Genomic DNA, 24,993 nt, shown 5'->3' on the forward strand with positions numbered 1-24,993 from the left:
ATGGACAAATTTATCGAGAATCTGGATCAGGCGAGTGAATTGGACTACGGCGAGAATGAGAAGAAGCTACTCACGCTGCCCAACTCCCGCGCGCTCACTACGTCTATTCGTGCCACAGCACAAGTGTTTGAGGATCCTAAATCCATTGCTTTGCTCAGTCGCATCCAGCAAATTGCGCCCAGCGATGCGAATGTACTCATCATCGGCGAAACCGGCACCGGCAAAGAACTCATTGCACGCCATGTGCATGCCTTAAGCAAGCGCAAAGGTAAACCCTTTGTCGCCGTCAACTGCGGCGCCTTTTCTGACACCCTGGTCGAAAGCGAATTATTTGGGCATGAAAAAGGCGCTTTTACCGGTGCATTTGTCGCCAAGGCCGGCTGGTTTGAAGCCGCCAACGGCGGTACGCTATTTTTAGATGAAATCGGCGACTTGCCCCTGAGCATCCAGGTCAAACTGCTGCGCGTGTTACAAGAGCGCGAGGTAGTGCGCCTGGGTGCCAGAAAGTCAACGCCAATTGACGTCCGCCTGGTCGCCGCCACCAATGTCCGCCTGGAAGAAGCCGTACAGGCCGGTAATTTCCGCGAAGACCTGTTTTACCGCCTGCGTGTCGCCCACCTGGAATTGCCTACCTTAAGAAACCGTCCAGGCGATATCTTGCCGCTGGCTGAGTATTTTGTCAGCGAATATACACGCCGCCTGGGTTACGCAGAGATCCGCCTGGATGACTCGGCCAAACAGAAGCTGGTGCAACACAGCTGGCCTGGCAATATCCGCGAACTGGAAAACGTGATTCATCACTCGCTGCTAATTTGCCGCAACAACCTGGTGCGTAGTGAAGACTTACATTTATCCTCCATCTCGCTGCACAGACCGAAGCAGGAGCACACGCCACAGGCCGGTAGTCATGCACCCGACTTACTGGAGGAAGCCTTGCAGCAACTGTTTGAGTCCGGCAAAGCCCAGCTTTACGACTATTTTGAAGATACCCTGGTGCGCGCCGCCTACCACCACTGCCATCATAACCAGGTGCAAACCGCCAAACTGCTGGGCTTAAGCCGCAATGTGTTGCGCGCCAAGTTGATCAAAATGGGAGCGATCAATGCCCTCAAGTAACCTTGCGCTCAAGCCTGTGCCTGCGGACTTACGTGCACGAATCACGCCACAGGCGGTTGCCAGCCTGCCTACAGACTATGGCCACTATCAACTACACGCATTTATCGACCACAAAAGCGGCATAGAGCATATCGCATTGGTGCTGGGAGAGGTTGGCGGGCAATCTTCGGTGCTGACACGTATTCACTCGGAGTGCCTGACTGGTGACGTGTTTGGCTCACAACGTTGTGATTGTGGCGAGCAGTTCAAACAGGCGCAGCGACTGATACAGCAACAGGGTAAAGGCGTGATTGTCTATTTACGCGGGCATGAAGGGCGCGGCATAGGGCTCAGCAACAAAGTGCGCGCCTATGCCTTGCAAGAACAAGGGCTGGATACGGTAGAGGCCAATGTGGCGCTAGGCCTGCCAGTTGACCAGCGTGAATATGATATCGCGGTTGGCATATTGCAGCATTTACAGGTCGCCTCGATTCGCTTGCTCAGTAACAACCCTGACAAATCACAAGCCATGTCCGATTGGGGACTAACGGTTGAAGCCGTTGTGCCGCTAGAAGTGGCAGGTAATCCGCAAAGTGCTGCCTACCTCGCCACCAAGAAACATAAACTGGGTCATCAACTGGCGTTGATAGATAGCCATTCACCGCCCAAAAACTAGCTGCATATTGCTAAATGCTGCGCTTGCAGCCGCTGCAACACGCCGCTGAGCGCCTGATCAACCTGTTGCCGTGCAAAGGACTGGCTCAAAAGCGTGCCTGCCTGTGTGTTAGCCTGCAAGCGCAATTGCACAGACCGCAGCTGACATTGCAGCTTGGCAAGCCTTGGCCCATCACGCTCAGGCGGTATCTCAAATTCATTTTGGCTACCATACGCTGTAAACAGCAATGTTTCCAGGCCCACCACCAATGCCATGATATGGTCGCCGGTAAAAGCCGGATCAAATACCAGGCTAATTGCGTCAGTGCCTTGCAAGCGGTGGATGCCCTCAAACTTCCAGTTAGCTTTGCCATCAAATACCCACTCGGTCATTTCACGTGGCCCCACTTGGGTGCTTTTAGCCAACTCATCCGGGTATTCGGTATATAACTGCTGCATCAGCGTGCGCAGATCATCGGTATGTGCGCTCATTTCCTGTTTGGTGGTCAACGGTGGTGGCAATGGTGATTGCTTGACCGGGCGCGCCTGTGCCGCATTTATCATCACCAATACCAGCCATACCACACCAAACAATCGCCAAATCAATCTTTGCTGTTTTAAACGCATCGCGCCCACCTGCCAGAAATTAAAAAGCCCGAACATATAGCTCGGGCTTTGGATGTTAGCGCTAAAAATGACTGATTAAAACGGGATATCGTCATCAAAATCGTCAAAATTACCGGCTGGCTTACTCGCTGGTGCTGGCTGGAATGCATTACGGTTACCACCGCCCGCATTATTACCGCCACCCATGGCTGGCTGACGCGCAGGTGCCTGGTTGTAATCGTCCATGCCTCCACCGCCCTGTTCCATATCGCCGCCTTCATAAGGCGCGCTGCCACCTTCGCGGCCAGTACCCAGCATTTGCATCTGGTCAGCCACAATCTCGGTGCTGTAACGGGTGACGCCATCTTTTTCCCATTTGCGGGTTTGCAAACGGCCTTCGACATACACCGGGCGGCCTTTTTTCAGGTATTCACCCGCGATTTCGGCTAAACGGCGATACATGACAATGTTATGCCATTCAGTTTTTTCCTGGCGTACGCCGGATTTGTCTTTCCAGTTTTCGGTGGTGGCGATGCTGAAGTTAGCCACGGCTTCGCCGTTTGGCATATAGCGCACTTCCGGGTCACGCCCCAGATTACCCATCAAAATCACTTTATTGACTGATGCCATGGTGTCACTACTCCCCTATTCTATTCATGATTGCTTGCGACAATGCCGCCTGAAATTCTTTGCTGCGCTGATTTTCCAATTTTACCATGAGCATGGTTTCTGAAGGAATGGCGACCACTTCATACACGCCTTCCATGGCACGGATATCCTGCACCAGGATGGCGGCTTGCTCGTCATTATACCCTTGTATATGAAACATTTTTGTTTTGACACTGGGCGGCGCATGCATGCCCAGCGCCAGGCCAAACCAGATCACCATCAAGGCGGCACAGAAGACAAATACGGTGGGGCTGCCATAGCTGTGTGATAACCAGCCGCCTAGCGCTGCGCCCAAAAACATGCCAAATGATTGCGCAGTATTGTGGATGCCCATCGCTGTGCCCTTGGCCGCCACCGGCGCCATTTTTGAGATCAGCGACGGCAAAGAGGCTTCGAGCACATTAAACGCAACAAAGTATGAGAACAGCGTCGCCACAATGCCCCATAAGCTATTCAGGCTGAACATAAAAGCGATTTGCGTCAGCAACATCAGGCCAACTGCACTGATAAACACCGGTTTCAGTTTGGCTTTTTTCTCGGCATAAATAATGGCAGGCACCATGAGGATAAATGACAGCACCAATACCGGCAGGTAGATTTTCCAGTGCGTATTTTCATTCATACCCGTGCTGTGCTTAATGGCAAACGGCACCACCATAAACATGGCCATTTGTGCGCCATGCAGACAAAAAGTGCCAAAGTTCAGGCGCAATAATTGGGTGTCACGCAGCACTTCACGAATCTTGGCCGGTGCGGCTTGCGCATCGGAGTGAAAGTGCGCATGCAAAGGCTCTGGCACAGCAAATTTCACCACGCCAATGGCTAAAATAGATAACACGGCGGTTAACCAGAAAATGCCTGACACCCCTATCCATTGATTTAAAATCGGCCCTGCCACCAACGACACAGCAAATGTGACGCCGATGGTGGCGCCTATCATGGCCATGGCTTGTGTACGGTGTTCTTCACGTGTGGAGTCTGCCACCAGCGCGGTGACCACGGCAGAAATCGCGCCCGCACCCTGAATCGCACGGCCAACAATCACCATGTAAATATCTTGCGCGGTGGCGGCAAACACACTGCCCACCGCAAACATGATCAAGCCCAGGTAAATCAGCTTTTTGCGGCCAAAACGGTCAGATGCCATGCCAAATGGCAACTGAAAAATCACCTGCATAAAGCCATAGGCACCAAGTGCCAGGCCGATGAGTGCGTGGTTATCCCCGCCCTGCAAAGTTTCAGCATAAATCGCAAAAATAGGCAGGATCAAAAACATGCCCAACATACGCAGCCCGTAGATAGACGCCAAGGCCGCCGTGGCGCGCGTTTCTATTCGGGTCATTTTTTCGGAGAACTGCATGAATCTGTAAGAAAACTTGGCTTAATTTTGAATAATTGCGTATATTATCAGGTTGGCTGTCTGTTCGTGAAAGTATCATGGAATTTATCAAAATTCGCGGGGCGCGCACCCATAATCTGAAGAACATCAATCTGGATATTCCGCGCAACCAACTGGTGGTGGTGACCGGCCTCTCCGGCTCCGGAAAATCTTCACTGGCCTTTGATACGCTCTACGCAGAAGGGCAGCGCCGCTATGTCGAAAGTTTATCCGCCTATGCCCGCCAGTTTCTGGCACGCATGGACAAACCTGATGTCGACCTGATTGAAGGCTTATCGCCGGCGATTTCCATCGAACAAAAATCCACCTCGCACAACCCGCGTTCTACCGTGGGCACCGTGACTGAAATTCATGACTACCTGCGTTTGCTCTATGCGCGTGCCGGGGACCCTGAGTGTCCGGATCATGGCATCAAACTCGAAGCGCAAACCGTCAGCCAGATGGTGGACAGCATCCTCAAATTGCCCGAAGACACCAAATTGATGATTCTGGCGCCGGTGGTGTCTAACCGCAAAGGCGAGCAGCTCGATTTATTCGACACCCTCAAAGCACAAGGCTTTGTACGTTTGCGTATTGATGGCAAGGTCTACGAAATGGACAGCCTGCCGCAACTGGCCAAAACGACCAAACACAGTGTGGACGTGGTAGTGGACCGACTCAAAGTGCGCGAAGATATGAAACAGCGCATTGCTGAGTCATTCGAAACCGCCCTGAGACTGGCCGATGGCAAAGCGATTGCCCTGGAAATGGATAATGAAAAAGAACATCTGTTTTCAGCCAAATTCTCCTGCCCGGTATGTGATTACTCACTGGTCGAGCTAGAGCCGCGCTTATTCAGCTTTAACAACCCCATGGGTGCCTGCCCCAAATGTGACGGCCTCGGCCAGGTCACGTTTTTTGACCCCAAGCGCGTGGTAGCTTTTCCGCATTTGTCACTCGCCAGCGGCGCCATTAAAGGCTGGGACAAACGCAATCAGTTTTACTTCCAGATGCTGGCCAGCCTGAGCCAGCATTACAGCTTTGACCTGGAAGCGCCGTTTGAGAATCTGCCGGAAGACACCCAGCAAATTCTGCTGTTTGGCTCTGGCCGCGAACAAATCACCTTTAAATACCTCAATGAACGCGGTACGTTTTTCAGCAAGTCGCACACCTTTGAGGGCATTATCAACAACCTGCAACGGCGCTACCGCGAAAGTGATTCAACGGCAGTACGCGATGAGCTGGCCAAATACATCAACGCGACCAGCTGCCCTGATTGTGCAGGCACACGTTTGCGCCGTGAAGCGCGTCACGTCAAAGTCGGCGACCGCAACATCCACCAGATTTGCGAAGTGCCGCTAAAACAGGCGCTGCACTTTTTTGAAACACTGCAACTCAGCGGCCAAAAGCTGGCCATTGCCGACAAAATTGTCAAAGAGATTGAAAACCGCCTCAAATTTCTGACCAACGTCGGCCTGGATTATTTGTCATTGTCGCGATCGGCAGAAACCTTGTCTGGCGGCGAAGCACAGCGTATCCGCCTGGCGTCACAAATTGGTAGCGGCCTGACCGGCGTGATGTATGTGCTGGACGAACCTTCGATTGGTTTGCACCAGCGCGATAATGACCGCTTACTGGAAACCTTGAAGCGCCTGCGCGACATCGGCAATAGCGTGATTGTGGTCGAACATGATCAAGATGCGATTCAACTGGCTGACTTTGTTGTCGACATTGGCCCTGGGGCTGGTGAACATGGCGGCAATATTGTTTCTTTTGGCACGCCAGCGGAAATTGAAGCTGATCCCAATTCGCTGACCGGGCAATATATCAGCGGTAAAAAACAGATCACCTTTAAATTGCCGCGCACCCAACCTGACCCTGCGCGTTGGATAAAACTGAACAATGCCACCGGCAATAACCTGAAAAATGTCAGCGTCGAAATCCCGGTTGGACTGCTCACTTGTGTCACCGGCGTCTCCGGTAGTGGCAAATCCACGCTGATCAACGACACGCTCTATCGCGTGGTGGCAACACATTTGTATGGCAGCACCACCGAAGCGGCGCCACATGAAAGCATCGACGGCCTGGAGTTCTTTGACAAAGTGGTTGATGTTGACCAAAGCCCGATTGGTCGCACCCCGCGCTCCAATCCGGCCACGTATACCGGCCTGTTCACTCCTATTCGCGATTTGTTTGCCAGCGTGCCTGAAAGTCGTGCACGTGGTTATGGCCCTGGCCGCTATTCATTCAACGTCAAAGGTGGTCGCTGCGAGGCGTGCCAGGGCGATGGTGTACTACGTGTAGAAATGCACTTTTTGCCGGACGTGTATGTGCCGTGCGATGTGTGCAAAGGTCAGCGCTATAACCGTGAAACACTGGAAATTCAGTTTAAAGGCAAAAACATCCACCAGGTGTTGGCAATGACCGTGGAACAGGCGCATCAGTTTTTTAATGCGCAACCGGTCATAGAACGCAAACTGAAAACACTGCTGGATGTGGGCCTGGGCTATATTACGCTGGGGCAATCGGCCACTACGCTGTCGGGTGGTGAAGCACAACGGGTCAAGTTGTCACTGGAGCTGAGCAAGCGCGATACGGGCCGTACACTGTATATTCTGGACGAACCAACTACTGGTTTGCATTTTGCCGATATCCAGTTATTGCTGGATGTGATTCATAGACTGCGTGACTCAGGCAATACAGTGGTGATTATTGAGCACAACCTAGATGTGATTAAAACGGCTGACTGGCTGATTGACATGGGCCCTGAGGGCGGTGATGGTGGCGGTGTGGTGGTTGGCGTAGGCGCGCCTGAGGAACTGGCAAAAAATACGGCCAGTTATACTGGCCGTTACCTCATACCCTTATTAAAACATCTCGCTGTCAAGGGCTAGGTCAACATGCAACCGGTCCCCGAGATACGCCGTCATTTGACAGTGCATCCAATACGGATGTGGTAAAGCCACATACATATATTTATATAAAACATTGTATGTGGCGGTATAAGGGTTTAATAGCTTAAACAAGCCCTTAAAATTAGGGTATTTTCACCAATCGCATGCGCGCCTGTATGGTGCCAGCGTGCCGACTCAGGTAACGTGTGTTGCGATGTACATCATAAAAGCGTGGATTCGGGATCATGGCTGCCAACCTGGCAGCCTCTGCTGGTCCAAGTGATCTGGCATTCCCATGAAAGTAATGACGCGAGGCCGCTTCGGCACCAAACACACCATCGCCCCACTCAATCACATTCAGGTAAATTTCCAGAATACGGCGCTTGGTCAATAACTTTTCTAGCATAAAGGTGATGACTGCCTCTTGGGCTTTGCGCCACGGCGTCCGGTGGCCGGATAAAAACAAGTTTTTGGCCAGCTGCTGGCTAATGGTGGAACCACCTGCCACAATCTTGCCTTTTTCCAGGTTTTTCTCGAACGCAGTTTCTATGCCCACCCAGTCAAATCCTTCGTGATCGACAAACTTACTGTCTTCGGCAGCAATCACAGCGCGCTTTAAGTGGTTACTGATTTTTGCATAGGGCACCCATTGCTGCTGCAACTTTGCATCAGGGTGACTTTCCTGCATGACTTCGAGGCGTGCTTCCATAAACGCGGTGGAGGTCGGGTTATGCTCAATCCACCATACAATATGCAATAGCGCCCACACCTGGTAAAGGCAAACCCACAGCAGCAAGAGGCCAAAAAACAGTTTAATGGCTTGTTTCATTGTGAGAAACCTAGGACTGACGGAAAGACTGGATCACAGAAGCAGTGTCTGGTCGCAAACCATGCCAGAGATAAAATGCTTCGGCCGCCTGCTCTACCAGCATGCCCAAGCCATCTGCCACGCGCGCCCCTGCAGCCCGCGCCTGCTGCATAAAGGGCGTGTCACGCCCATACATCATGTCGTAGGCCAGCGTATGTTGCTGGAATACCAGTGCTGGAATTTGCAACACACTATCGTTTAACCCGGCTGAGGTAGCATTAATCACCACATCATAGCCTTGCGATAAGTCGGCAAATGTCTGCACCTGCAATGTGACCTTTGTACGATCAGCGTCTGCTGCAAACCGATCCGCCATGGCCTGCGCTTTATCCAGGCTGCGATTGGCGACTGTCAGTTGTAATGGCTGCTGTTCAAGCAAAGGCAACACCACGCCTTGCGCAGCACCACCAGCACCAAGCAACAATATGGTTTTGCCAGCCAGGCGCGTTTGCTGATGTTTGAGGATATCGTTGACCAGGCCGCAGCCGTCCGTATTGTCACCAAGTAACTGCGAAGCTTTGAAGCTTAAAGTATTCACCGCGCCTGCTGCCTGCGCCCGCGCAGATAAATCCTGGCAGGCATCAAAAGCCTCAAACTTAAATGGCACCGTCACATTGGCGCCCACATAACCGTCGGCTTGCAAGCGCGCAATCGTTGCAGCAAAGCCATCCAAAGGCGCCAGCACCTTCTCGTAAACAATCGCTTTATTGAATTGCTGTGCAAATGCCTGGTGGATCAATGGCGATTTGCTATGTTCGATTGGATGACCAATCACTGCATACTTTTCAACGGTCATACGCGGCAAAGCTTCATTTGTCTAAAGTGATTGATACAGCGTTAATTAGTCCACGGCAGGCCAGCATGCTTCCAGCCATTAATCAAGGTTCTTTGCTTCAGCGCATTGGCCTCGCCCTCAAAGCCTTCAATCATATTGTAAACATTGCTATAGCCCAATTGCTGTGCCAGCAGAGCCGCATTATGGCTGCGTCCGCCTGTACGGCACATAAAAATCACCGTGCGTGATTTATCCACTTGCGCTTGCAATTGTGCAGCAAACTCGGCATTTGCCACCATGCCAGGGTAAAACGCCCACTCTACATGGGTCGCAACAGGCACACGCCCGACCAACTCCAACTCCGCGCGTGAGCGTACATCGACCAACACCGCTTCGCTATTCTGGCTAATCAATGCGTAGGCTTCTTGCGGCGTCACCGCACCCGCATATGACAAGCCAGTTTGTGAGGCGCGGGCATGGGCCTGAGTTAAGATATTTTCTACGCTTTCCAAATCACACCTTCATTCACACAAGGACTAAAACGGCGAGTATACCCGCGAAAGCAAGTCAAAATCACAATGCACAATTTTGGTGCTCAATTTGTTGCATTGCACACAAATAGTGCATGATGTTTTTATAATTTTATGTAAGATACCCCTTAACCATGCAAAATGGTTATTTTGGCGTGGCATGCTTCCTGCTAATATTACACATTGAGATTTCCTGGGATTCGGTCATCCGGCTGAATTCCAACTATCCATTGTTTGACACTTGCTCACGTTACGGGACATCCGCAACATGCCCCGCTTTTTGCGTGTGCAACTTAAAATTTAGACCTTGATCATTGAGGAGAATGTAATGTCCGTTGCAAACGTAATGAAATTGGTTGCAGAAAACGACATCAAATTTGTTGATTTCCGTTTTACCGATACCAGAGGTAAAGAGCAGCACGTGACTGTGCCAGTTTCTCACTTCGACGAAGATAAATTTACTGAAGGCCATGCATTTGACGGCTCTTCCATCGCTGGATGGAAAGGCATTCAAGCCTCTGACATGCAACTGATGCCTGATGCAAGCACCGCATACATTGACCCGTTTTTTGACGAGCCAACATTGGTTTTAACCTGTGATGTTGTTGACCCTACAGATGGTAAAGGTTACGACCGCGACCCACGTAGCCTGGCAAAACGCGCAGAAGCCTACCTGAAATCCAGCGGCCTGGGCGACACAGCCTACTTCGGTCCTGAGCCAGAGTTCTTCATTTTTGACAGCGTACAATGGGATGCCACCATGGGTGGTAGCTTCGTTAAGATCAACTCCGAAGAAGCAGCCTGGTCATCAGGTGAAAAATTCGAAGGCGGCAACACAGGCCACCGTCCAGGCGTTAAAGGCGGCTACTTCCCAGTGCCTCCAGTCGACTCATTGCACGACATCCGCTCTGCGATGGTGATGACACTGGAAGAGTTGGGCGTGCCTGTTGAAGTGCATCACCACGAAGTGGCGACTGCTGGTCAATGTGAAATCGGTACTAAATTTGCAACATTGGTACAACGTGCTGACTGGACACAAATCCTGAAATACGTGGTCACAAACACAGCACATGCTTACGGCAAAACTGCGACCTTCATGCCTAAACCAATGTTTGGCGATAACGGTTCTGGTATGCACGTACACCAATCCGTATGGAAAGATGGCAAAAACCTGTTTGCAGGTAACGGCTACGCTGGTTTGAGCGATTTCGCCCTGTACTACATCGGCGGTATCATCAAACACGCTCGCGCATTGAACGCGATCACCAACCCAGGCACTAACTCTTACAAGCGTTTGGTACCGCATTACGAAGCACCAGTAAAACTGGCTTACTCTGCTAAGAACCGTTCTGCTGCGATCCGTATTCCATTCGTGCATTCAGACAAAGCACGCCGTGTTGAAGCGCGCTTCCCAGACCCGATTGCCAACCCATACCTGGCTTTCTCAGCTTTGCTGATGGCTGGCCTGGACGGCGTTCAGAACAAGATTCACCCAGGTGAACCAGCGACAAAAGACTTGTACCATCTGCCACCAGAAGAAGATGCATTGATCCCAACCGTGTGTTCTTCATTGGAGCAAGCGCTTGAGTATCTGGACAAAGACCGCGAGTTCCTGACACGCGGTGGTGTATTCACTGATGACTGGATCGACTCTTACATCGCATTGAAAATGGAAGAAGTGACTAAATTGCGTCAAACACCACACCCTGTTGAGTTTGGTTTGTACTACTCCTGCTAATCGCAAGAGACGCACCAAAACAGGGCAGCTTAGGCTGCCCTGTTTTTTTATGCACACTCAGCATCGTCAACCTTTTGCAGTAAAGACACGTTGATAACCTCAACAATCTACTCTAAACTATTGCCATGAAAAGACTTTTTTACGTTCTCGCCTTTGTACTGGTATCAAGCAGCTGCCTGGCGGATATATACAAGTATACGGACAGCAATGGTGTGACCACTTACACCAATATCAAGCCAGAAGGTCACAGCAAAGCAGAATTGGTCATTAGCGGCCCAAAAACGGCAGAGCCACCTCCCGTTGCACGCGAAAAAAAACCTAGCGCAAAAGCCCCCTCTCCGGCTAATTTCCCCAAAGTGGATAACCAGACGCAAAACCAGCGCGACCAAAAACGCCGCGAATTGCTCATGAGTGAATTAGAGCAAGAAAAACAAGCACTTGAACATGCAAAACAGCTCTACGAAGAGGCGCAAAATACGCCCGAAGTCTATAAAGGCGCCAATGGAAAAACCTTTAGAAACGTCGCAAAATACGATGAAAAACTACATGTGATTGAAGCCGAAATTCAGGCCCATGAGCGTAACATCGAGCTACTCAACAAAGAACTTAATCTGTAAACGCACCATTTTGGGAATTCTTTAAACCATTTTTGACACCTGAGTTAGAATTGGCTTGGCTTTTGCTTTAAAACAGGGCGTGATTCACTCTTTTTAACAAGCTTAGGATATGGTTCAAAAATCTCCCCACGGGTTTAGCGGTTTAGAGCACATTGCAACAGCAGTGATTCTGCTCAATAACCAGCTGGAAGTAACCTATGCAAACTCGAGTGCAGAGATACTGTTCGCGTTTAGCGCCAACCAAATTCACGGCCTGCACATTCACGATGTATTCGTGAATTGCGAGATTCTGCAAATGGCAGTCACCAATGCCATACAAACTCAAGGTCCCTTTCGGGAACACGAGTTCACGCTGACCACACAACGCGGGCACACCACGGCGGTCACTTGTACCGTCACGCCCATTTCAACCACGTTCAACCAAACGCCAGAAGACATGCTGATCCTGGAATTTGTGCAAATGGACCAGCAATTACGCATTGCGCGCGAAGAGCGCATGCTGATTCAACAGCAAGCCAACTCAGAGTTGTTGCGCAATCTGGCACATGAAATTCGCAACCCCTTAGGCGGTTTGCGTGGCGCAGCGCAATTACTTGAATTCGAACTGCCACAAGCCAGCCTGAAAGAATATACGCAAGTCATTATTAAAGAGGCTGATCGCCTGCATAGCTTGATGGACAGACTGCTGGCGCCCCATCGCGTACCTAAATACGAGCCGACCAACATTCATGAAGTATTGGAACGCGTACGCAGTTTATTGCTGGCGGAATCCCCCAACCATATCCGCGTCATTCGCGATTACGATACCAGCCTGCCTGAACTGATAGGCGACCGCGAAAAGTTGATTCAGGCGGTGCTGAATATCGCCCGCAACGCCGCGCAAGCCATGCAACAAAGCCAGACGGAAAGCGCAAGTATTACCTTCCGCACGCGTGCAGAACGCCAGATTACACTGGCCAGGAAACGCTACCGCGTTGGTATCCATCTTGAAATTATTGATAACGGCCCCGGCATCCCGGCAGGCATTAAAGAACGTATTTTTTACCCCCTGGTTTCTGGTCGCGAAGGCGGCACAGGCCTGGGGCTTGCCCTGGCGCAAACATTTATTACGCAGCACCATGGCATGATAGATTGCGATTCACAGCCAGGCAAAACAACCTTTCATATATTGCTACCGATTGAAAGTACGCAATTAAAATCATCAGCATAATAATTGACGAGAAATAGCTATGAAACCAATCTGGATCTTAGACGACGACAAATCCATCCGCTGGGTGTTTGAAAAAGCACTGGCACGCACAGACTTTGATTTCAAAACCTTCTCGTCCCCTGCAGAAGCGCTGAATGCCTTAAACCGCGAACAACCACAAGTGATTGTCAGCGATATTCGCATGCCTAACGGCTCCGGGTTGGACTTTCTGTCAGAGGTAAAACAGCGCTTCCCGGATATTCCCGTCATTATCATGACCGCTTACTCCGACCTGGAAAGTGCAGTGGCTGCTTTTCAGGGTGGCGCCTTTGAATATCTGGCCAAGCCTTTTGATGTCGACCAAGCCATTGAAATTATCAAACGTGCGGTTGAAGAGAGCATGCGCCAATCGGTTGAAGCCGTCGAAGACACCGGCCCATCGCCAGAAATTATCGGTCAGGCACCAGCCATGCAAGAGGTTTTCCGCGCGATTGGTCGCTTGAGCCGCTCGCATTCCACCGTACTCATCAATGGTGAGTCTGGCAGTGGTAAAGAGCTGGTAGCGAGCGCATTGCATAGACATAGCCCACGCGCAGACAAACCATTTATCGCGATTAACACCGCAGCGATCCCTAAAGACTTGCTGGAATCCGAATTGTTTGGCCACGAACGCGGCGCTTTTACCGGCGCCGCGGCGGCCAGAAGAGGGCGCTTTGAGCAGGCAGACAACGGCACCTTATTTCTGGATGAAATCGGTGACATGCCTGCAGATTTGCAAACACGTTTATTGCGCGTGCTATCCGATGGCCAGTTCTACCGGGTCGGCGGTCACCAGCCGATCAAGGTCAATGTGCGCGTCATTGCGGCCACGCACCAGGATCTGGAAGAGCGCGTTAAACAAGGCCTGTTCCGTGAAGACTTGTTTCACCGTTTAAACGTCATCCGCCTGCGCCTGCCGCCCTTGCGCGAGCGCAGGGAAGACATCCCCTTGCTGACCAAGCATTTTCTCGCCCACAGCGCTCAGCAGCTGGGTGTAGAGCCTAAACAATTATCCCAAGCGGCCATCAAATACCTGATGTCAGTGAATTGGAGCGGTAACGTCCGCCAACTGGAAAACGTCTGTCACTGGCTCACCGTCATGGCGCCTGGGCAGAACGTAGACGTGAATGATCTACCGCCAGAACTGAAAGAGGACACCGGCAAGCATAATACAGGCGGCTCCTGGCAAGAAGCATTGGCTCAAGAAGTTACCGATGCGCTCAATCGAGGTGAAACCAATATCCTGGATGCAAAAACCAAGGAGTTTGAACGCATCCTTATCACCCGCGCCTTGGCGCATACTGATGGCCGCCGCATTGAAGCAGCCAATCAGTTAGGCATGGGGCGCAATACGCTGACGCGTAAGATTCAAGAGCTCGGGATTGATGACTAATTAAAGCGGTTGCTTTTTCACGCGTAACAATGGAAAAGAGCTTTCTTTATTTGCATCAATTTTAGTAATAAAAAACACCTGCGCCAGTCGTGAATCTTGTTTTGTTTCTCCAAAAAACTGATTGGCGCAGTGGTGAATGTCACCTTCAAAAAGAATTAACGAGTTATAGACATTATTAACACGCACAACCTCATCAAACATGTTGTGATAGCTAAAATCTATCGGCTCTTTGCGTTTAAATCGCTCATCATTCTCTTTAATCTGCGTCCAGTATAAGTCTTCATCGTAGCTGGCATTCTTTCTGAATAAAGACGTTCCGGAATCAAGCGGCGCATCCGGTGTTAAATAAAGCACACCAGCAAATACCGTATTCTGATCCTGATGAATCAAGCCATGGCCATATCCCGCCTCAACAATTTGAAAACTGGTGTTTATTTGCCAACGCATCACATCATGTTCAGGGATATGAAACACACTAATGAGCTTTTTACACACCTTCTCATAGAGTGACTGACTTAAATCTCTAAGCTCTTTTGTTCGACTACCTGGGAAAACATACTCGATATCTTTCATCTCATGACAATAGGTATATTTTTGCGCCAAAGCGTATTTTCTGATTTCGTCTGGATTCTCATAAAAATCGGAAATCACTGTCACCGGGTAAAGCTTCATAGCTAAAACTTTCTATGTATTTACTCAATAAAAAACGGCAACCGAAGTTGCCGTTTTTCTGACTTTTAATTTAAGCAGTTAAACTGCAATTAAACTAGAAGAACAGGATCGCACCCAGAGAGATGGTTTTTGCTTTCAGATCTGTATCAGCAGCGGTACGGAAGCTTGTATCGTCTTTAGCTACAGAGTATTCAGCAACCAAGTTCAAGTGCTTGGTCAGTGGGTGGTAAGCACCAACAGTCCACATGCTAGCTTTCAACTCGCTCAGGTCTTCGCCACCATTGCCATCTAATGTAGAACGGCCATAAGAAGCAGCCAGTTTAGTACCTACAGTAGGAATAGTGTATGAACCTTGAACGTACCAGTTGTCAGAATCACGACGTTTGCCGTTAGCATCGAAACCGTTCAACAGTTGAACTGTTTGGCCGATACCTTTACCTTGACCGTAGTAACCAACCAGACCGAAGTCAGCAAATTTCAGGCTTGTACCGATATCCCATGCAGTTGCACGGTCATCACCAAAGGTTGTAACGCCAGTGTTCAGGCCAGCAACTTTTTGGCTGATTGCAGAAACCCATACTTTACCTGCCAGGTCACCAGTCCACTCGTAAGAAGCTTTACCTTCGTAAGCAGATTGTGAACCACCACGTTGGTTAGAACCAGCTGAACCAACTGTACCGATATCAGCAGCCAATGCATTCCAAGCTTGTGTTACACCAGCTGTGAATTGGAAACCGTTCCAGTTTGGTGATGTGTAAGCAACTTGTGCTTTCCAGTCAGCATAGATGAAACCACGGCCGATACGACCCAAAGTTGTTGTGTTGCCAGCCAAAGAACCAGCAGCAGAACCAACGCCCAACAGAGTTTGGTCGTTCAAGATAGCGTCTGAAGCGTAGATGCCCAGATCTTTACCCAGCTTGATAGAACCCCATGAAGCATCACCGAATGTCAAGAATGCTTGACGGTTTTCTTGGTTGCTACCACCGCGAACATCATCTTGGTTTTGGATACCAGCACGTGTTGTAGACGCGCCTGGGTTGATGCTGATTGTGAAACCAACATCCAGGTCGTTCTGACGTGTTTTACCAGAAACGCTCAGGTAGTTTGGCAACAAACCGGTAGTGATGTTGTTTACGCTATCACCGTTTGCATATTCACCAGCAGCTGAATCATCACCGCTGAAGCTAGTGTGAGTGTAGTAAGCGTTAACAACGCCACCAATGTCCAGAGTCCAGTCACCAGCTGGGATAGTGATGCCAGCTTGTGCGCCAGTAGCGGCAGCGAACAGAGCTGCTGCAACTGCAACGTTCAATTTTGTATTCATACGAATCTCCAAAAATGTTGTTTTCACAACTTGTGTAAGGATATTGCTTTTTAAGATGAGCGCAAAAAACGCTCATACTCGAGAACTCCTGCGGAATCACCTAAAGCATTTCCAACAAGGTCAGAGCAATTTTTGCAAATGCAGGGCTTTTGGCGCAAGTGAATACGTCAAATTGCTTAGCGCAAGTTTGATTTGTTGCAGAATTGCAACAGTCTGACTAGTTCTGGAAATTGCAAGGTTATGAAAAGGAGCGGTTTTACTAGGCTGTTCAAACTGAATTTATCTAAAAGTTTCTGCTAGGATAGCAATGTTTAACAGTGTCTTTTGCTGTCCATACCTTTATATATGATTCTAACCGGGGCTTCTCATGATTTCTGACATTCAGTTATGTAGTCGTTTTATAGATACATTAGACTGGATTTGCCAAGTGCTGATCAGACACTCTGATGACTTCAATGTCGCCCTGGTGAGAATTGCCTATGGGGATGACAACAGCCTGGGCGAGGCTTATGGCGCGCCTGAGGCATTGCGCCAGCTCTCTTCTTTGACACACGATTTGCAGCGTTCGTTTAGACGTTCAGACCTGGTCGGCAGGGAAGGCACTGACTTCTGGATTTTATTCCCTTATACCCGCGTCACGGACAATGTATACGACAAGCTCATGGATGTGATTCAAGGCTCCGCACATGCAAACCTGAATATTGTTGAGCGCGAAATCGCTATTTTTGAGTTGCCTGTGATTTACACAAAAGCGCTGGTGAAACCTGATAGCGCGCCTTCTTTATTAAAACATCTCAAGAACAATCAGGCCGAGTTGGCCACCCATGTATTTCGACTCGCAAACCTCTAGGCACCCGCCTAAGGCTGTTTGAACGCTTTAATTAAAGTACGCACTGGCGTTGGCAGTGCCGCTGAAATCGCGTCAGAGAAGGTCAGCCACTGCATATGAGGGGGGAGGGCAGGCCGTCGCCCGGTCAGCTGTAATGGTTGCGGCGTAATTTCAAGTTTGAAATGTGTAAAGGTATGCCACAACACTGGCAACACTTCGAGTGTTTCGGTTTCCAATCCCAGGCTATCCTGCACATGCGGCACGGCTATTTGCGTAGAAGATAATTCAGGCAGGCTCCATAACCCTCCCCATATCCCCTGATTGGGCCGACGCTCCAGCAAAATCTCACCCGCATCCACAATCATCAGCATGGTGACCTGCTTTTCTGGCAATGCTTTGCGCGGTTTAGAGGCGGGTAGCTGAGCCACACGCTGTTGTTGATATGCCTGACACTGATCCTGCATAGGGCAATCATCGCACCGCGGCTTGCTGCGCGTGCAGAAGGTCGCACCAAAGTCCATTAAGCCTTGCACATACGCTGGCAAACCATCATCAGGCAATAACGCTTCAGCAATTTGCCACAGTTTTTTTTCAACTTCGGGCAAGCCTGGCCAGCCATCTACCGCATACAACCTGGCCAGCACACGCTTAACATTGCCATCTAAAATGGTCTGGCGCTGATTAAAAGCGAATACACTAATCGCGGCAGCCGTTGAGCGGCCTATGCCCTTGAGTGTTTGGATAGTAACGAAATCTGTTGGAAAAATACCACTATGCTCACGCATGATAGTCTGCGCAGCATGATGCAGGTTACGTGCGCGGGAGTAATAGCCCAAACCACTCCAATGACGCATCACCTCGTCCTGCGCAGCCTCGGCCAGACTGGCGATGGTGGGAAAACGCTGCATAAAGCGGTCATAGTAGCCGATGACGGCCGACACCTGCGTTTGTTGCAGCATGATTTCAGACACCCACACGGCGTAAGGATCACGCGTTTGTTGCCACGGCAAATCATGGCGACCATGAACCTGCTGCCAGGCAATCAGTTTTTCGGCAAATTCACTCACAGCTAGAAGTTCAACAGCTTTTTCAAGGCCTTCTGCTTGAGCTGGTCGGCAGGCTTGGCTGGTTCCGTTGTTGTCCCGCTTTCGGATTTGGAGGCATCACCACCCGCGCTATCGCTAGATGATTTGCCATTGAGCAATCCTTTTAAAGCGTCGGCCTTCGTGCCGCCAAGTTTGTCGGTAATCGCATCCAGTGCCACGGATTTCGCCAATGCTTGCCCCAACGCGGCCATATCGATACCAAATTTAGGCGCGGCAAAAGTGCCCGTTATTTTAACTGGCACACCCACGCTACCAAGCTGCTCGGCATCTTTACCACCCTGACCTTTGAGCGAATTGACCAGCGTTGGCTTGGCCAGATAGTTAATCTGTTCTTTGCCAATATCGATATCGCCCTTGCTTTCGCCCTTGGTCAACCGAAAAACCGGCGCCTTCATGGCCAGGTCGTCATTGTGCGCAACACCGTTTTTGATATTAAACGTTGCCGTCAACTCACTAAAGTCTGTTTTTTTGCCTTTATCCGCATCGGCATCCGACTGGCCTTTGAGCACATTCAGCTTGCCTTTGGCGTCCCGGATCGCGCCAGCCAGATCAAAGCCTTTCACGGCGCCTTCAGCCATACGCAAATCAACCGAGCCGCCCAGTGACTTTTTTAGCGCCGTCACCGTATTACCTTGCGCTGTCACATTTAAATTCAAGTTACCGTTGCCAGACAGCATGTCATTATTAATAGTATCGACCAACAACGGGCCGACGGCGATATTTTGCAGGCTTTGTTGAATCGCCAGCGCGGGGGTCGCACGGGCATCCAGCTTGACTGCGCCGCGCACCGTGCCCTGATAGACATCCACATTGAGCGGATCCAGACTCGCCAGCCCATCTTGTGCTTTCAAACCAATATTAAGGTTTTTAGCTTCTGTTTTGCCATATTTCAACCAACCCACACGGATACTGCCCTGCGCATTCAGTGCTTTCAAGGCAGACAAATCAATCGGTTGCTCAGCCTTATCGGCCGCTTTCTCAGCAGGTTTGCTTTCACTGGCGCTGGCCGTCGATTGCGGCAAGTAGCGATTCAAATCCAGCTTGTCTATATTGAGGTCAAACGTATATAAAGGCTTGCTGAACTGGCTAACCCCGACATTGCCTTGAATACGCGTGTCATCCAGTTTGACATCCAGGCCTTGCAAGGCGAGCTTTTGTCCATCGGCTTTGATGCCAACATTGAGGCCACTCAAGGTATAGGGACTGTATAAAATCTTGCCGATATTGATGCTGCCATCAAGGAACAAGGTTTTTAACGCGCTCAGGTCGGCAGGTTTATCTGCTTTGGTGCTGGCTTTAGTGCTGCTGACTGCAATCTCCTTTTTACCACCTGCATTACCGAGCAGCGCGTTCAAGTTCAAAGTATCAGCATGCAGCTTGAAACCAATATGCGGCGTACTGAAACCGGCGATACTCACATCACCATTCAGTTTGGTTTCTGCCAGAGCCAAGTCAAACGTGGTTTTAACCTGCTCTTGCTTCACATTGGCATTAGCTGCCAGCTTGAACTGGCCCTGCATGGCACCATTAGGCAAAGCCGGGTCTTTAATATCAAATTTGCCAGCCAACGCAGGTACTTCAAAAATCAGGTCGGTCAGATTGGCTTTCACCGGGGATGCGAAGTGGCCTTCCACTTTGCGCGCACCCGCATTGACATTAATATCCGCTGTAATGCCTTTGCTTTCCACTGCCTGTTGATTACCCTTTAATTCAGCCAGCACCACGGCCAAGTCCACATCGCCATTGGCATCTTTCTGCTTGAGTGACAGCAATACTTTGTCGCTACTGATGAGCGTTGGATTCACTTTCAAAGCTGGCGCCTGTACGCCGACATCGCGCTGAGCGCCTTTAAAGTTCCCTTGCATGGCCAGTTTCAGGCCAGATACATCCAATGCCGTTTTCGCCGCATCAACATCCACTGAGCCTTGCGCAGTGACTGTGACGTCCTGCCCATCCAGCAGCGCACCCTTGAATTGTGCATCTAAGCCTTTAACAACAAAATGCTTACCTTCCGGGTCAACCATGATATTGACCTTGATCGCCGCTTTCGCATCGATGGCAGGCTGGTTAGCCGCCAGGTGAAAATCTGTCGCCACATCAAACGGCTTTTTCAACGCCACCTGACCGGTGGTCAGATTAAACTGGTCTACACTATATTTAGCCCCGGTGCCTTCATTGCTAAAACTGGCCTGGGTGTTAGTGATTTTGACGCCTTGCACATCAAAATTAATCTGCTGTGACTCTTCCTCTTCCTTGCTCAGCAAATCATCAAAGTTGAAGCTGCCATCGGCATGCTGAATCACATTGACCTGCGCACCATCAAGGTAAACGGTATCCACCACGATTTCTTTTTTGAGCAGGGGCAATACCGCCAGCGCCACTTTGGCGCTTTTAATGGCAGCAAATTGTTTATCGGACTGGTGCTCGGACAAAGTGATTTCACCTAAATCAGCACCGATTTTTGGCCAGAAACTGAGCTTGATGTCACCCTTGATATCCAGCGTGCGCTGTTTTTTGTCTTTCACCAACTGAATCACGGTTGGCTTGTAATCGTTAGGATTAAAGGTCACCGCCAGGTAAACCACCCCCAATAGCAGCACCGCCAGCAGCGCAACGATGCCTAACGCAATTTTTTTAAACAGTGCACGATTCATGACTCACACCTTAAACAGATTAATGTGCAAAAAAGGCCAATATCAGAATACCAAATACGATGCGATACCAGGCAAACACCGCAAATGAATGCTGGGCCACGAAACGGATCAACGCACGAATCACCACCAGCGCAGACAGGAACGAAACCACAAAGCCAATCAAGAAAATCAGCGCATCATCAGCAGACAACAAATCACGCGCCTGGTATAAATCCAGCCCGGTCGCCGCAAACATAATCGGCAACGCCAGAAAGAATGAAAACTCAGTCGCGGTCTGACGACTCAGGCCAAAACACATGCCACCCAAGATGGTAGCCCCTGAGCGTGACATGCCGGGGAACAAGGCCAGCGACTGGGCAAAACCAATCTGTAATGCTTGCTTGGCCGTGATCTGGTCAACATCGCTCGTTTTGCCTGCAGGCGCAAATTTTTCAATCAGTAAAATTAGTACGCCGCCAACGACCAGCGCAATACCCACCGTGAATGAGGAAAACAAATGTTCTTTAATCTGATGATGAAACGCCAGGCCAATCAGCGCAGCAGGTAAAAAAGCAATGATCAGGTTGCGTACAAAATGTTGAGCATTAGTGTCGGTTTGAATGCGCTGCACCGTATTCCAAAGGCGCTGGCGGTATTCCACACAGACCGCCAGAATCGCGCCCAGCTGGATAATGATTTCAAACACATCGCGTTTATCTTTAGAGAGAAAATCCAGCCACTCCCCGGTAATGATCAGATGTCCAGTACTACTGACAGGAATAAACTCGGTCGCGCCTTCGACCAGGCCCATGATCACGGCCTTCAGCATCAAATAAATATCCATGGCTGTATTCTAGCAGACACTGCAAAGGACTTGCGGGGTGTTGGGAAAATTAGCAGGATCAGTCATACCGTGAAATATTTAGTCATAAATGTAGCGTTTTGCGTTATTGCGGTATGGCTGGAGTCCAAACGAAGTGAGGTGGGAATAAAAGGTTGCTCGTTTTCTGGAGGGTTCCTTTTCGCCTGTAGGCGAGTCACTTTCTGATGCTTGCCCCTCAGAAAGTAACCAAAGAGGAGGGCACCCAGCCATCACGGCCTTACGGCTCCCTTGCGTTGCTCAACAAAATAAGCGGTCACGAAACTCAACCTAGCGGGCTGCACACTACGCAGCCCACCGCGGGATTCGAACAGTCGCTCCCTCTACTCTTATTTTGTCTCCGCTACTCAGCGTGATGGAATGGGATTTGTCTCATCTAACTTGCATTGATTTAGTTTGGATGGTTCAAAAACCAGATTCTTTTTTCTTCAATTCGCTAATGGTTGCAGTCGCATGGTGTTCGGGGTCCCCATCTGCCGCGCCGAGCAACGCAGGGTTGACGGGAGTTTTCGGCAAGCAACTGTTTGAGCTCCAAAGGAGCGAGTTTTTGATTGCCGCCCGGCAAACCGAGTAGCGCAAGGAAAAAGCGGAAGCTGGGGTGTCTTGTTCTTTGCCTTCTTTCTTATGGACAAGCATAAGAAAGAATGGTCGCCGAGAGGGCGAAAAGCAACCTGCCTCCTAAAAAAAGCTGCCCCAAAGAATTACTTTCCCGACTGATTCCCGCAAATAAAAAAGCGCCTCGATTGCTCGAGGCGCTTTCGCTTTACAAAAATAGCAATTACTTCAGATCAAACCGATCCGCATTCATGACTTTGGTCCAGGCAGCCACAAAATCCTGCACAAATTTCTGTTTAGCATCGTCTTGCGCATACAGCTCTGCATAAGCACGCAGTATCGAGTTGGAGCCGAACACCAGATCCACACGTGTCGCAGTCCACTTCACTGCCCCCGTGCTGCGGTCACGTACTTCATACAGGTTTTGCCCTGTTGGCACCCATGTATAACGCATATCAGTCAGGTTAACAAAGAAGTCGTTACTGAGCACACCTGGCCTATCGGTAAATACCCCATGTTTACTGCCGCCGTAATTGCTATCCAGTACCCGCAGACCGCCGATCAGCACTGTCATTTCTGGCGCCGTCAGGCCCATCAATTGGGTGCGGTCGAGCAACATATCTTCCGGGCTGGGCACATAGTCCGCTTTCAGCCAGTTGCGGTAACCATCATGCACTGGCTCCAGCACATCAAAAGACTCCGCATCGGTCTGCTCGGCAGTGGCATCGCCACGACCCGCAACAAATGGTACTTTCACCTCAATGCCTGCCGCCTTGGCTGCTTGCTCCACTGCGGCAGTGCCTGCCAGTACAATCAGGTCGGCCAGACTGACTGGTTTGCCAAACGCTTGCTGAATCCCTTGCAGCACAGCCAGCACCTTCTGTAACCGGACTGGCTCATTGCCTACCCAGTCTTTTTGCGGCGCCAGACGAATACGCGCCCCATTGGCACCGCCACGATAATCCGACGCACGGAAAGTACGGGCACTGTCCCAGGCGGTGGCGACCAGCTCTGCAGTGGTCAGGCCGCTACCCAGGATTTGCGCTTTCAACGCAGCGACATCCGCCTCGTTCAGTGCATTGCCGGCAGGCACCGGGTCTTGCCAGATTAGGTCTTCCTGCGGCACATCTGGACCAATATAACGGGCTTTCGGCCCCATATCGCGGTGCGTCAACTTGAACCAGGCACGGGCAAATACCTCGGAAAAGTATGCCTGGTCATCACGGAAACGCTCCGAAATCTGACGATAAGCCGGGTCTTTAATCATGGCCATGTCAGCATCGGTCATAATCGGGTTATAGCGGATGCTAGGATCTTCAACATCGACCGGTTTGTCTTCTTCCTTGATGCTCACAGGCGTCCACTGCCATGCACCAGCCGGGCTCTTGCTGAGCGCCCATTCGTGGTTAAACAGCATGGCAAAATAGCCGTTATCCCAACGCGTCGGGTGTGTGGTCCAGGCGCCTTCAATGCCACTGGTGACTGAGTCACGGCCAATGCCACGTGTCGTGTGGTTGTTCCAGCCCAGGCCTTGCTCATGCACATCGGCGGCTTCAGGGTCGGCACCCAGATTGCTGGCCTGGCCGTTGCCGTGTGCCTTGCCTACCGTATGACCACCTGCCGTCAATGCCACGGTTTCTTCATCATTCATGGCCATGCGGGCAAAAGTTTCACGGATATCGTGCGCTGTTTTTAATGGATCAGGGTTGCCATCCACACCTTCCGGATTGACATAGATAAGGCCCATCATCACCGCTGCAAGCGGGTTTTCGAGATCGCGCTGGCCGGAATAACGATTACCTTCGCTACCGGTTTTGGCCAGCCACTCTTTTTCGTTACCCCAGTAAATATCTTTTTCCGGATGCCAGATATCGGCACGGCCAAAAGCGAAACCAAACGTTTTCAGGCCCATGGACTCGTAAGCAATAGTGCCCGCCAGCGCAATCAAATCCGCCCAGGACAGTTTATTGCCATATTTCTTCTTCACTGGCCATAACAGGCGACGCGCCTTGTCGAGGTTGACGTTATCCGGCCAGCTATTGAGTGGCGCAAAACGCTGGTTACCGGTACCAGCGCCGCCACGGCCATCCGCTACACGATAAGTCCCGGCAGCATGCCAGGTCAGGCGAATCATTAAGCCACCATAATGCCCCCAATCAGCTGGCCACCATGCCTGGCTGTCGGTCATTAACGCATGCAGGTCTTTTTTCACGGCCGCCACATCGAGGGTAGCGACAGCCTGGCGATAATCAAAAGCTTCCCCCAGCGGATTGGTCTTGCGATCTTGCTGATGCAATATATCCAGATTTAAAGCATTGGGCCACCAATTGGTATTGGATTGGCCGCTGGCGGTAATTGCCCCATGGCTAAAAGGACACTTGCCGGTCGCGTGTTGTTTATTCTCCATTTTTAAGCTCCTTTTTTGATTATGATCACCCAGGCTCCAGAGATGACCAGATGATCAATATACTACTTCTTCATTATTGCGATAATAGTTCATCGTCCAATTGATCAAAGCAATCTTGTTGCTGATTAAAAGCAGGCAGCGT

The 24,993-nt window shown here is 50.4% G+C and carries 20 protein-coding genes; 8 read left to right on the plus strand and 12 right to left on the minus strand.

Annotation, left to right across the window (positions count from 1 at the left end):
• Positions 1-1,116, plus strand: coding sequence for a sigma-54-dependent Fis family transcriptional regulator (locus OH31_RS06730; RefSeq protein ID WP_036298856.1), 1,116 nt, complete (start codon positions 1-3; stop codon positions 1,114-1,116).
• A complete protein-coding gene (gene ribA / locus OH31_RS06735; protein ID WP_024930121.1) occupies positions 1,103-1,771 on the plus strand; it encodes a GTP cyclohydrolase II in 669 nt (222 codons plus the stop codon). Before OH31_RS06730 ends, ribA begins: the two co-directional genes overlap by 14 nt.
• On the opposite strand, the gene OH31_RS06740 is transcribed toward ribA, so the two are convergent.
• The 3 genes from OH31_RS06740 to OH31_RS06750 form a co-directional block, all read right to left on the minus strand.
• The gene (locus OH31_RS06740) at positions 1,768-2,376 is read right to left on the minus strand and encodes a hypothetical protein (RefSeq protein ID WP_024930122.1); all 609 of its coding nucleotides are present in this window, start codon (positions 2,374-2,376) and stop codon (positions 1,768-1,770) included. The genes ribA and OH31_RS06740 overlap by 4 nt on opposite strands.
• Positions 2,377-2,451: 75 nt before the next feature.
• A complete protein-coding gene (locus tag OH31_RS06745) occupies positions 2,452-2,985 on the minus strand; it encodes a single-stranded DNA-binding protein (protein ID WP_024930123.1) in 534 nt (177 codons plus the stop codon).
• Positions 2,986-2,992: 7 nt separating this feature from the next.
• Positions 2,993-4,384, minus strand: coding sequence for an MFS transporter (locus tag OH31_RS06750; protein WP_024930124.1), 1,392 nt, complete (start codon positions 4,382-4,384; stop codon positions 2,993-2,995).
• Between the two features lie 77 nt (positions 4,385-4,461).
• On the opposite strand from OH31_RS06750, the gene uvrA reads away from it, so the two are divergent.
• Positions 4,462-7,296, plus strand: a complete 2,835-nt coding sequence (gene uvrA / locus OH31_RS06755) for an excinuclease ABC subunit UvrA (protein ID WP_024930125.1) — start codon at positions 4,462-4,464, stop codon at positions 7,294-7,296.
• A gap of 142 nt (positions 7,297-7,438) precedes the next feature.
• On the opposite strand, the gene mtgA is transcribed toward uvrA, so the two are convergent.
• Genes mtgA through OH31_RS06770 form a run of 3 tightly spaced genes read right to left on the minus strand, consistent with a single transcriptional unit; the run spans position 7,439 to position 9,451 of the window.
• Positions 7,439-8,125 carry a monofunctional biosynthetic peptidoglycan transglycosylase gene (mtgA, locus tag OH31_RS06760; protein WP_024930126.1) on the minus strand — a complete coding sequence of 229 codons (687 nt, stop codon included), beginning with the start codon at positions 8,123-8,125 and terminating at the stop codon, positions 7,439-7,441.
• A gap of 10 nt (positions 8,126-8,135) precedes the next feature.
• Positions 8,136-8,960 (minus strand): shikimate dehydrogenase, encoded by an 825-nt coding sequence (aroE, locus tag OH31_RS06765; protein WP_024930127.1) that lies wholly within the window; start codon positions 8,958-8,960, stop codon positions 8,136-8,138.
• 41 nt (positions 8,961-9,001) lie between these two features.
• Positions 9,002-9,451 (minus strand): rhodanese-like domain-containing protein, encoded by a 450-nt coding sequence (locus tag OH31_RS06770; protein WP_024930128.1) that lies wholly within the window; start codon positions 9,449-9,451, stop codon positions 9,002-9,004.
• 346 nt (positions 9,452-9,797) lie between these two features.
• On the opposite strand from OH31_RS06770, the gene glnA reads away from it, so the two are divergent.
• The 4 genes from glnA (at position 9,798) to ntrC (ending at position 14,445) form a co-directional block, all read left to right on the plus strand.
• The gene (glnA, locus tag OH31_RS06775) at positions 9,798-11,207 is read left to right on the plus strand and encodes a type I glutamate--ammonia ligase (protein ID WP_024930129.1); all 1,410 of its coding nucleotides are present in this window, start codon (positions 9,798-9,800) and stop codon (positions 11,205-11,207) included.
• A gap of 125 nt (positions 11,208-11,332) precedes the next feature.
• Positions 11,333-11,824, plus strand: a complete 492-nt coding sequence (locus tag OH31_RS06780) for a DUF4124 domain-containing protein (protein ID WP_024930130.1) — start codon at positions 11,333-11,335, stop codon at positions 11,822-11,824.
• A 109-nt stretch (positions 11,825-11,933) separates the two neighbouring features.
• A complete protein-coding gene (gene glnL, locus OH31_RS06785; protein ID WP_024930131.1) occupies positions 11,934-13,034 on the plus strand; it encodes a nitrogen regulation protein NR(II) in 1,101 nt (366 codons plus the stop codon).
• A gap of 19 nt (positions 13,035-13,053) precedes the next feature.
• Positions 13,054-14,445, plus strand: a complete 1,392-nt coding sequence (ntrC, locus tag OH31_RS06790) for a nitrogen regulation protein NR(I) (protein WP_024930132.1) — start codon at positions 13,054-13,056, stop codon at positions 14,443-14,445.
• Here the strand turns inward: ntrC and OH31_RS06795 are convergent, their stop codons facing one another.
• Positions 14,446-15,117 carry a DUF6445 family protein gene (locus OH31_RS06795; protein ID WP_024930133.1) on the minus strand — a complete coding sequence of 224 codons (672 nt, stop codon included), beginning with the start codon at positions 15,115-15,117 and terminating at the stop codon, positions 14,446-14,448.
• Between the two features lie 94 nt (positions 15,118-15,211).
• Entirely contained in the window at positions 15,212-16,441 is a 1,230-nt protein-coding gene (locus OH31_RS06800) for a porin (protein ID WP_024930134.1), read from the minus strand.
• A 367-nt stretch (positions 16,442-16,808) separates the two neighbouring features.
• On the opposite strand from OH31_RS06800, the gene OH31_RS06805 reads away from it, so the two are divergent.
• On the plus strand, positions 16,809-17,291 hold the full coding sequence (locus OH31_RS06805; protein ID WP_024930135.1) for a hypothetical protein: 483 nt from the start codon (positions 16,809-16,811) through the stop codon (positions 17,289-17,291).
• A gap of 8 nt (positions 17,292-17,299) precedes the next feature.
• Here the strand turns inward: OH31_RS06805 and mutY are convergent, their stop codons facing one another.
• The 4 genes from mutY to katG form a co-directional block, all read right to left on the minus strand.
• Positions 17,300-18,337 (minus strand): A/G-specific adenine glycosylase, encoded by a 1,038-nt coding sequence (gene mutY, locus OH31_RS06810; protein WP_024930136.1) that lies wholly within the window; start codon positions 18,335-18,337, stop codon positions 17,300-17,302.
• Positions 18,338-18,339: 2 nt separating this feature from the next.
• The gene (locus tag OH31_RS06815) at positions 18,340-21,030 is read right to left on the minus strand and encodes an AsmA family protein (protein WP_024930137.1); all 2,691 of its coding nucleotides are present in this window, start codon (positions 21,028-21,030) and stop codon (positions 18,340-18,342) included.
• 19 nt (positions 21,031-21,049) lie between these two features.
• On the minus strand, positions 21,050-21,853 hold the full coding sequence (locus OH31_RS06820) for an undecaprenyl-diphosphate phosphatase (RefSeq protein WP_019880670.1): 804 nt from the start codon (positions 21,851-21,853) through the stop codon (positions 21,050-21,052).
• An 814-nt stretch (positions 21,854-22,667) separates the two neighbouring features.
• Entirely contained in the window at positions 22,668-24,851 is a 2,184-nt protein-coding gene (gene katG / locus OH31_RS06825; protein ID WP_024930138.1) for a catalase/peroxidase HPI, read from the minus strand.
• Between the last annotated feature and the right edge of the window lie 142 nt (positions 24,852-24,993).

Origin of the sequence: Methylophilus sp. OH31 (assembly GCF_000576615.1) — a bacterium.
GTDB lineage: Bacteria > Pseudomonadota > Gammaproteobacteria > Burkholderiales > Methylophilaceae > Methylophilus.

Excerpts from the sequence above, each read along its gene's own strand:
- katG (WP_024930138.1), bottom strand. The coding sequence starts at position 24,851 with ATGGAGAATAAACAACACGCGACCGGCAAGTGTCCTTTTAGCCATGGG.
- OH31_RS06795 (WP_024930133.1), bottom strand. The coding sequence starts at position 15,117 with ATGAAGCTTTACCCGGTGACAGTGATTTCCGATTTTTATGAGAATCCA.
- ribA (WP_024930121.1), top strand. The coding sequence starts at position 1,103 with ATGCCCTCAAGTAACCTTGCGCTCAAGCCTGTGCCTGCGGACTTACGT.
- mtgA (WP_024930126.1), bottom strand. The coding sequence starts at position 8,125 with ATGAAACAAGCCATTAAACTGTTTTTTGGCCTCTTGCTGCTGTGGGTT.
- OH31_RS06820 (WP_019880670.1), bottom strand. The coding sequence starts at position 21,853 with ATGGATATTTATTTGATGCTGAAGGCCGTGATCATGGGCCTGGTCGAA.
- OH31_RS06740 (WP_024930122.1), bottom strand. The coding sequence starts at position 2,376 with ATGCGTTTAAAACAGCAAAGATTGATTTGGCGATTGTTTGGTGTGGTA.
- aroE (WP_024930127.1), bottom strand. The coding sequence starts at position 8,960 with ATGACCGTTGAAAAGTATGCAGTGATTGGTCATCCAATCGAACATAGC.
- OH31_RS06780 (WP_024930130.1), top strand. The coding sequence starts at position 11,333 with ATGAAAAGACTTTTTTACGTTCTCGCCTTTGTACTGGTATCAAGCAGC.
- OH31_RS06815 (WP_024930137.1), bottom strand. The coding sequence starts at position 21,030 with ATGAATCGTGCACTGTTTAAAAAAATTGCGTTAGGCATCGTTGCGCTG.
- OH31_RS06805 (WP_024930135.1), top strand. The coding sequence starts at position 16,809 with ATGATTTCTGACATTCAGTTATGTAGTCGTTTTATAGATACATTAGAC.
- OH31_RS06745 (WP_024930123.1), bottom strand. The coding sequence starts at position 2,985 with ATGGCATCAGTCAATAAAGTGATTTTGATGGGTAATCTGGGGCGTGAC.
- OH31_RS06730 (WP_036298856.1), top strand. The coding sequence starts at position 1 with ATGGACAAATTTATCGAGAATCTGGATCAGGCGAGTGAATTGGACTAC.
- OH31_RS06800 (WP_024930134.1), bottom strand. The coding sequence starts at position 16,441 with ATGAATACAAAATTGAACGTTGCAGTTGCAGCAGCTCTGTTCGCTGCC.
- OH31_RS06750 (WP_024930124.1), bottom strand. The coding sequence starts at position 4,384 with ATGCAGTTCTCCGAAAAAATGACCCGAATAGAAACGCGCGCCACGGCG.
- glnL (WP_024930131.1), top strand. The coding sequence starts at position 11,934 with ATGGTTCAAAAATCTCCCCACGGGTTTAGCGGTTTAGAGCACATTGCA.
- uvrA (WP_024930125.1), top strand. The coding sequence starts at position 4,462 with ATGGAATTTATCAAAATTCGCGGGGCGCGCACCCATAATCTGAAGAAC.
- glnA (WP_024930129.1), top strand. The coding sequence starts at position 9,798 with ATGTCCGTTGCAAACGTAATGAAATTGGTTGCAGAAAACGACATCAAA.
- ntrC (WP_024930132.1), top strand. The coding sequence starts at position 13,054 with ATGAAACCAATCTGGATCTTAGACGACGACAAATCCATCCGCTGGGTG.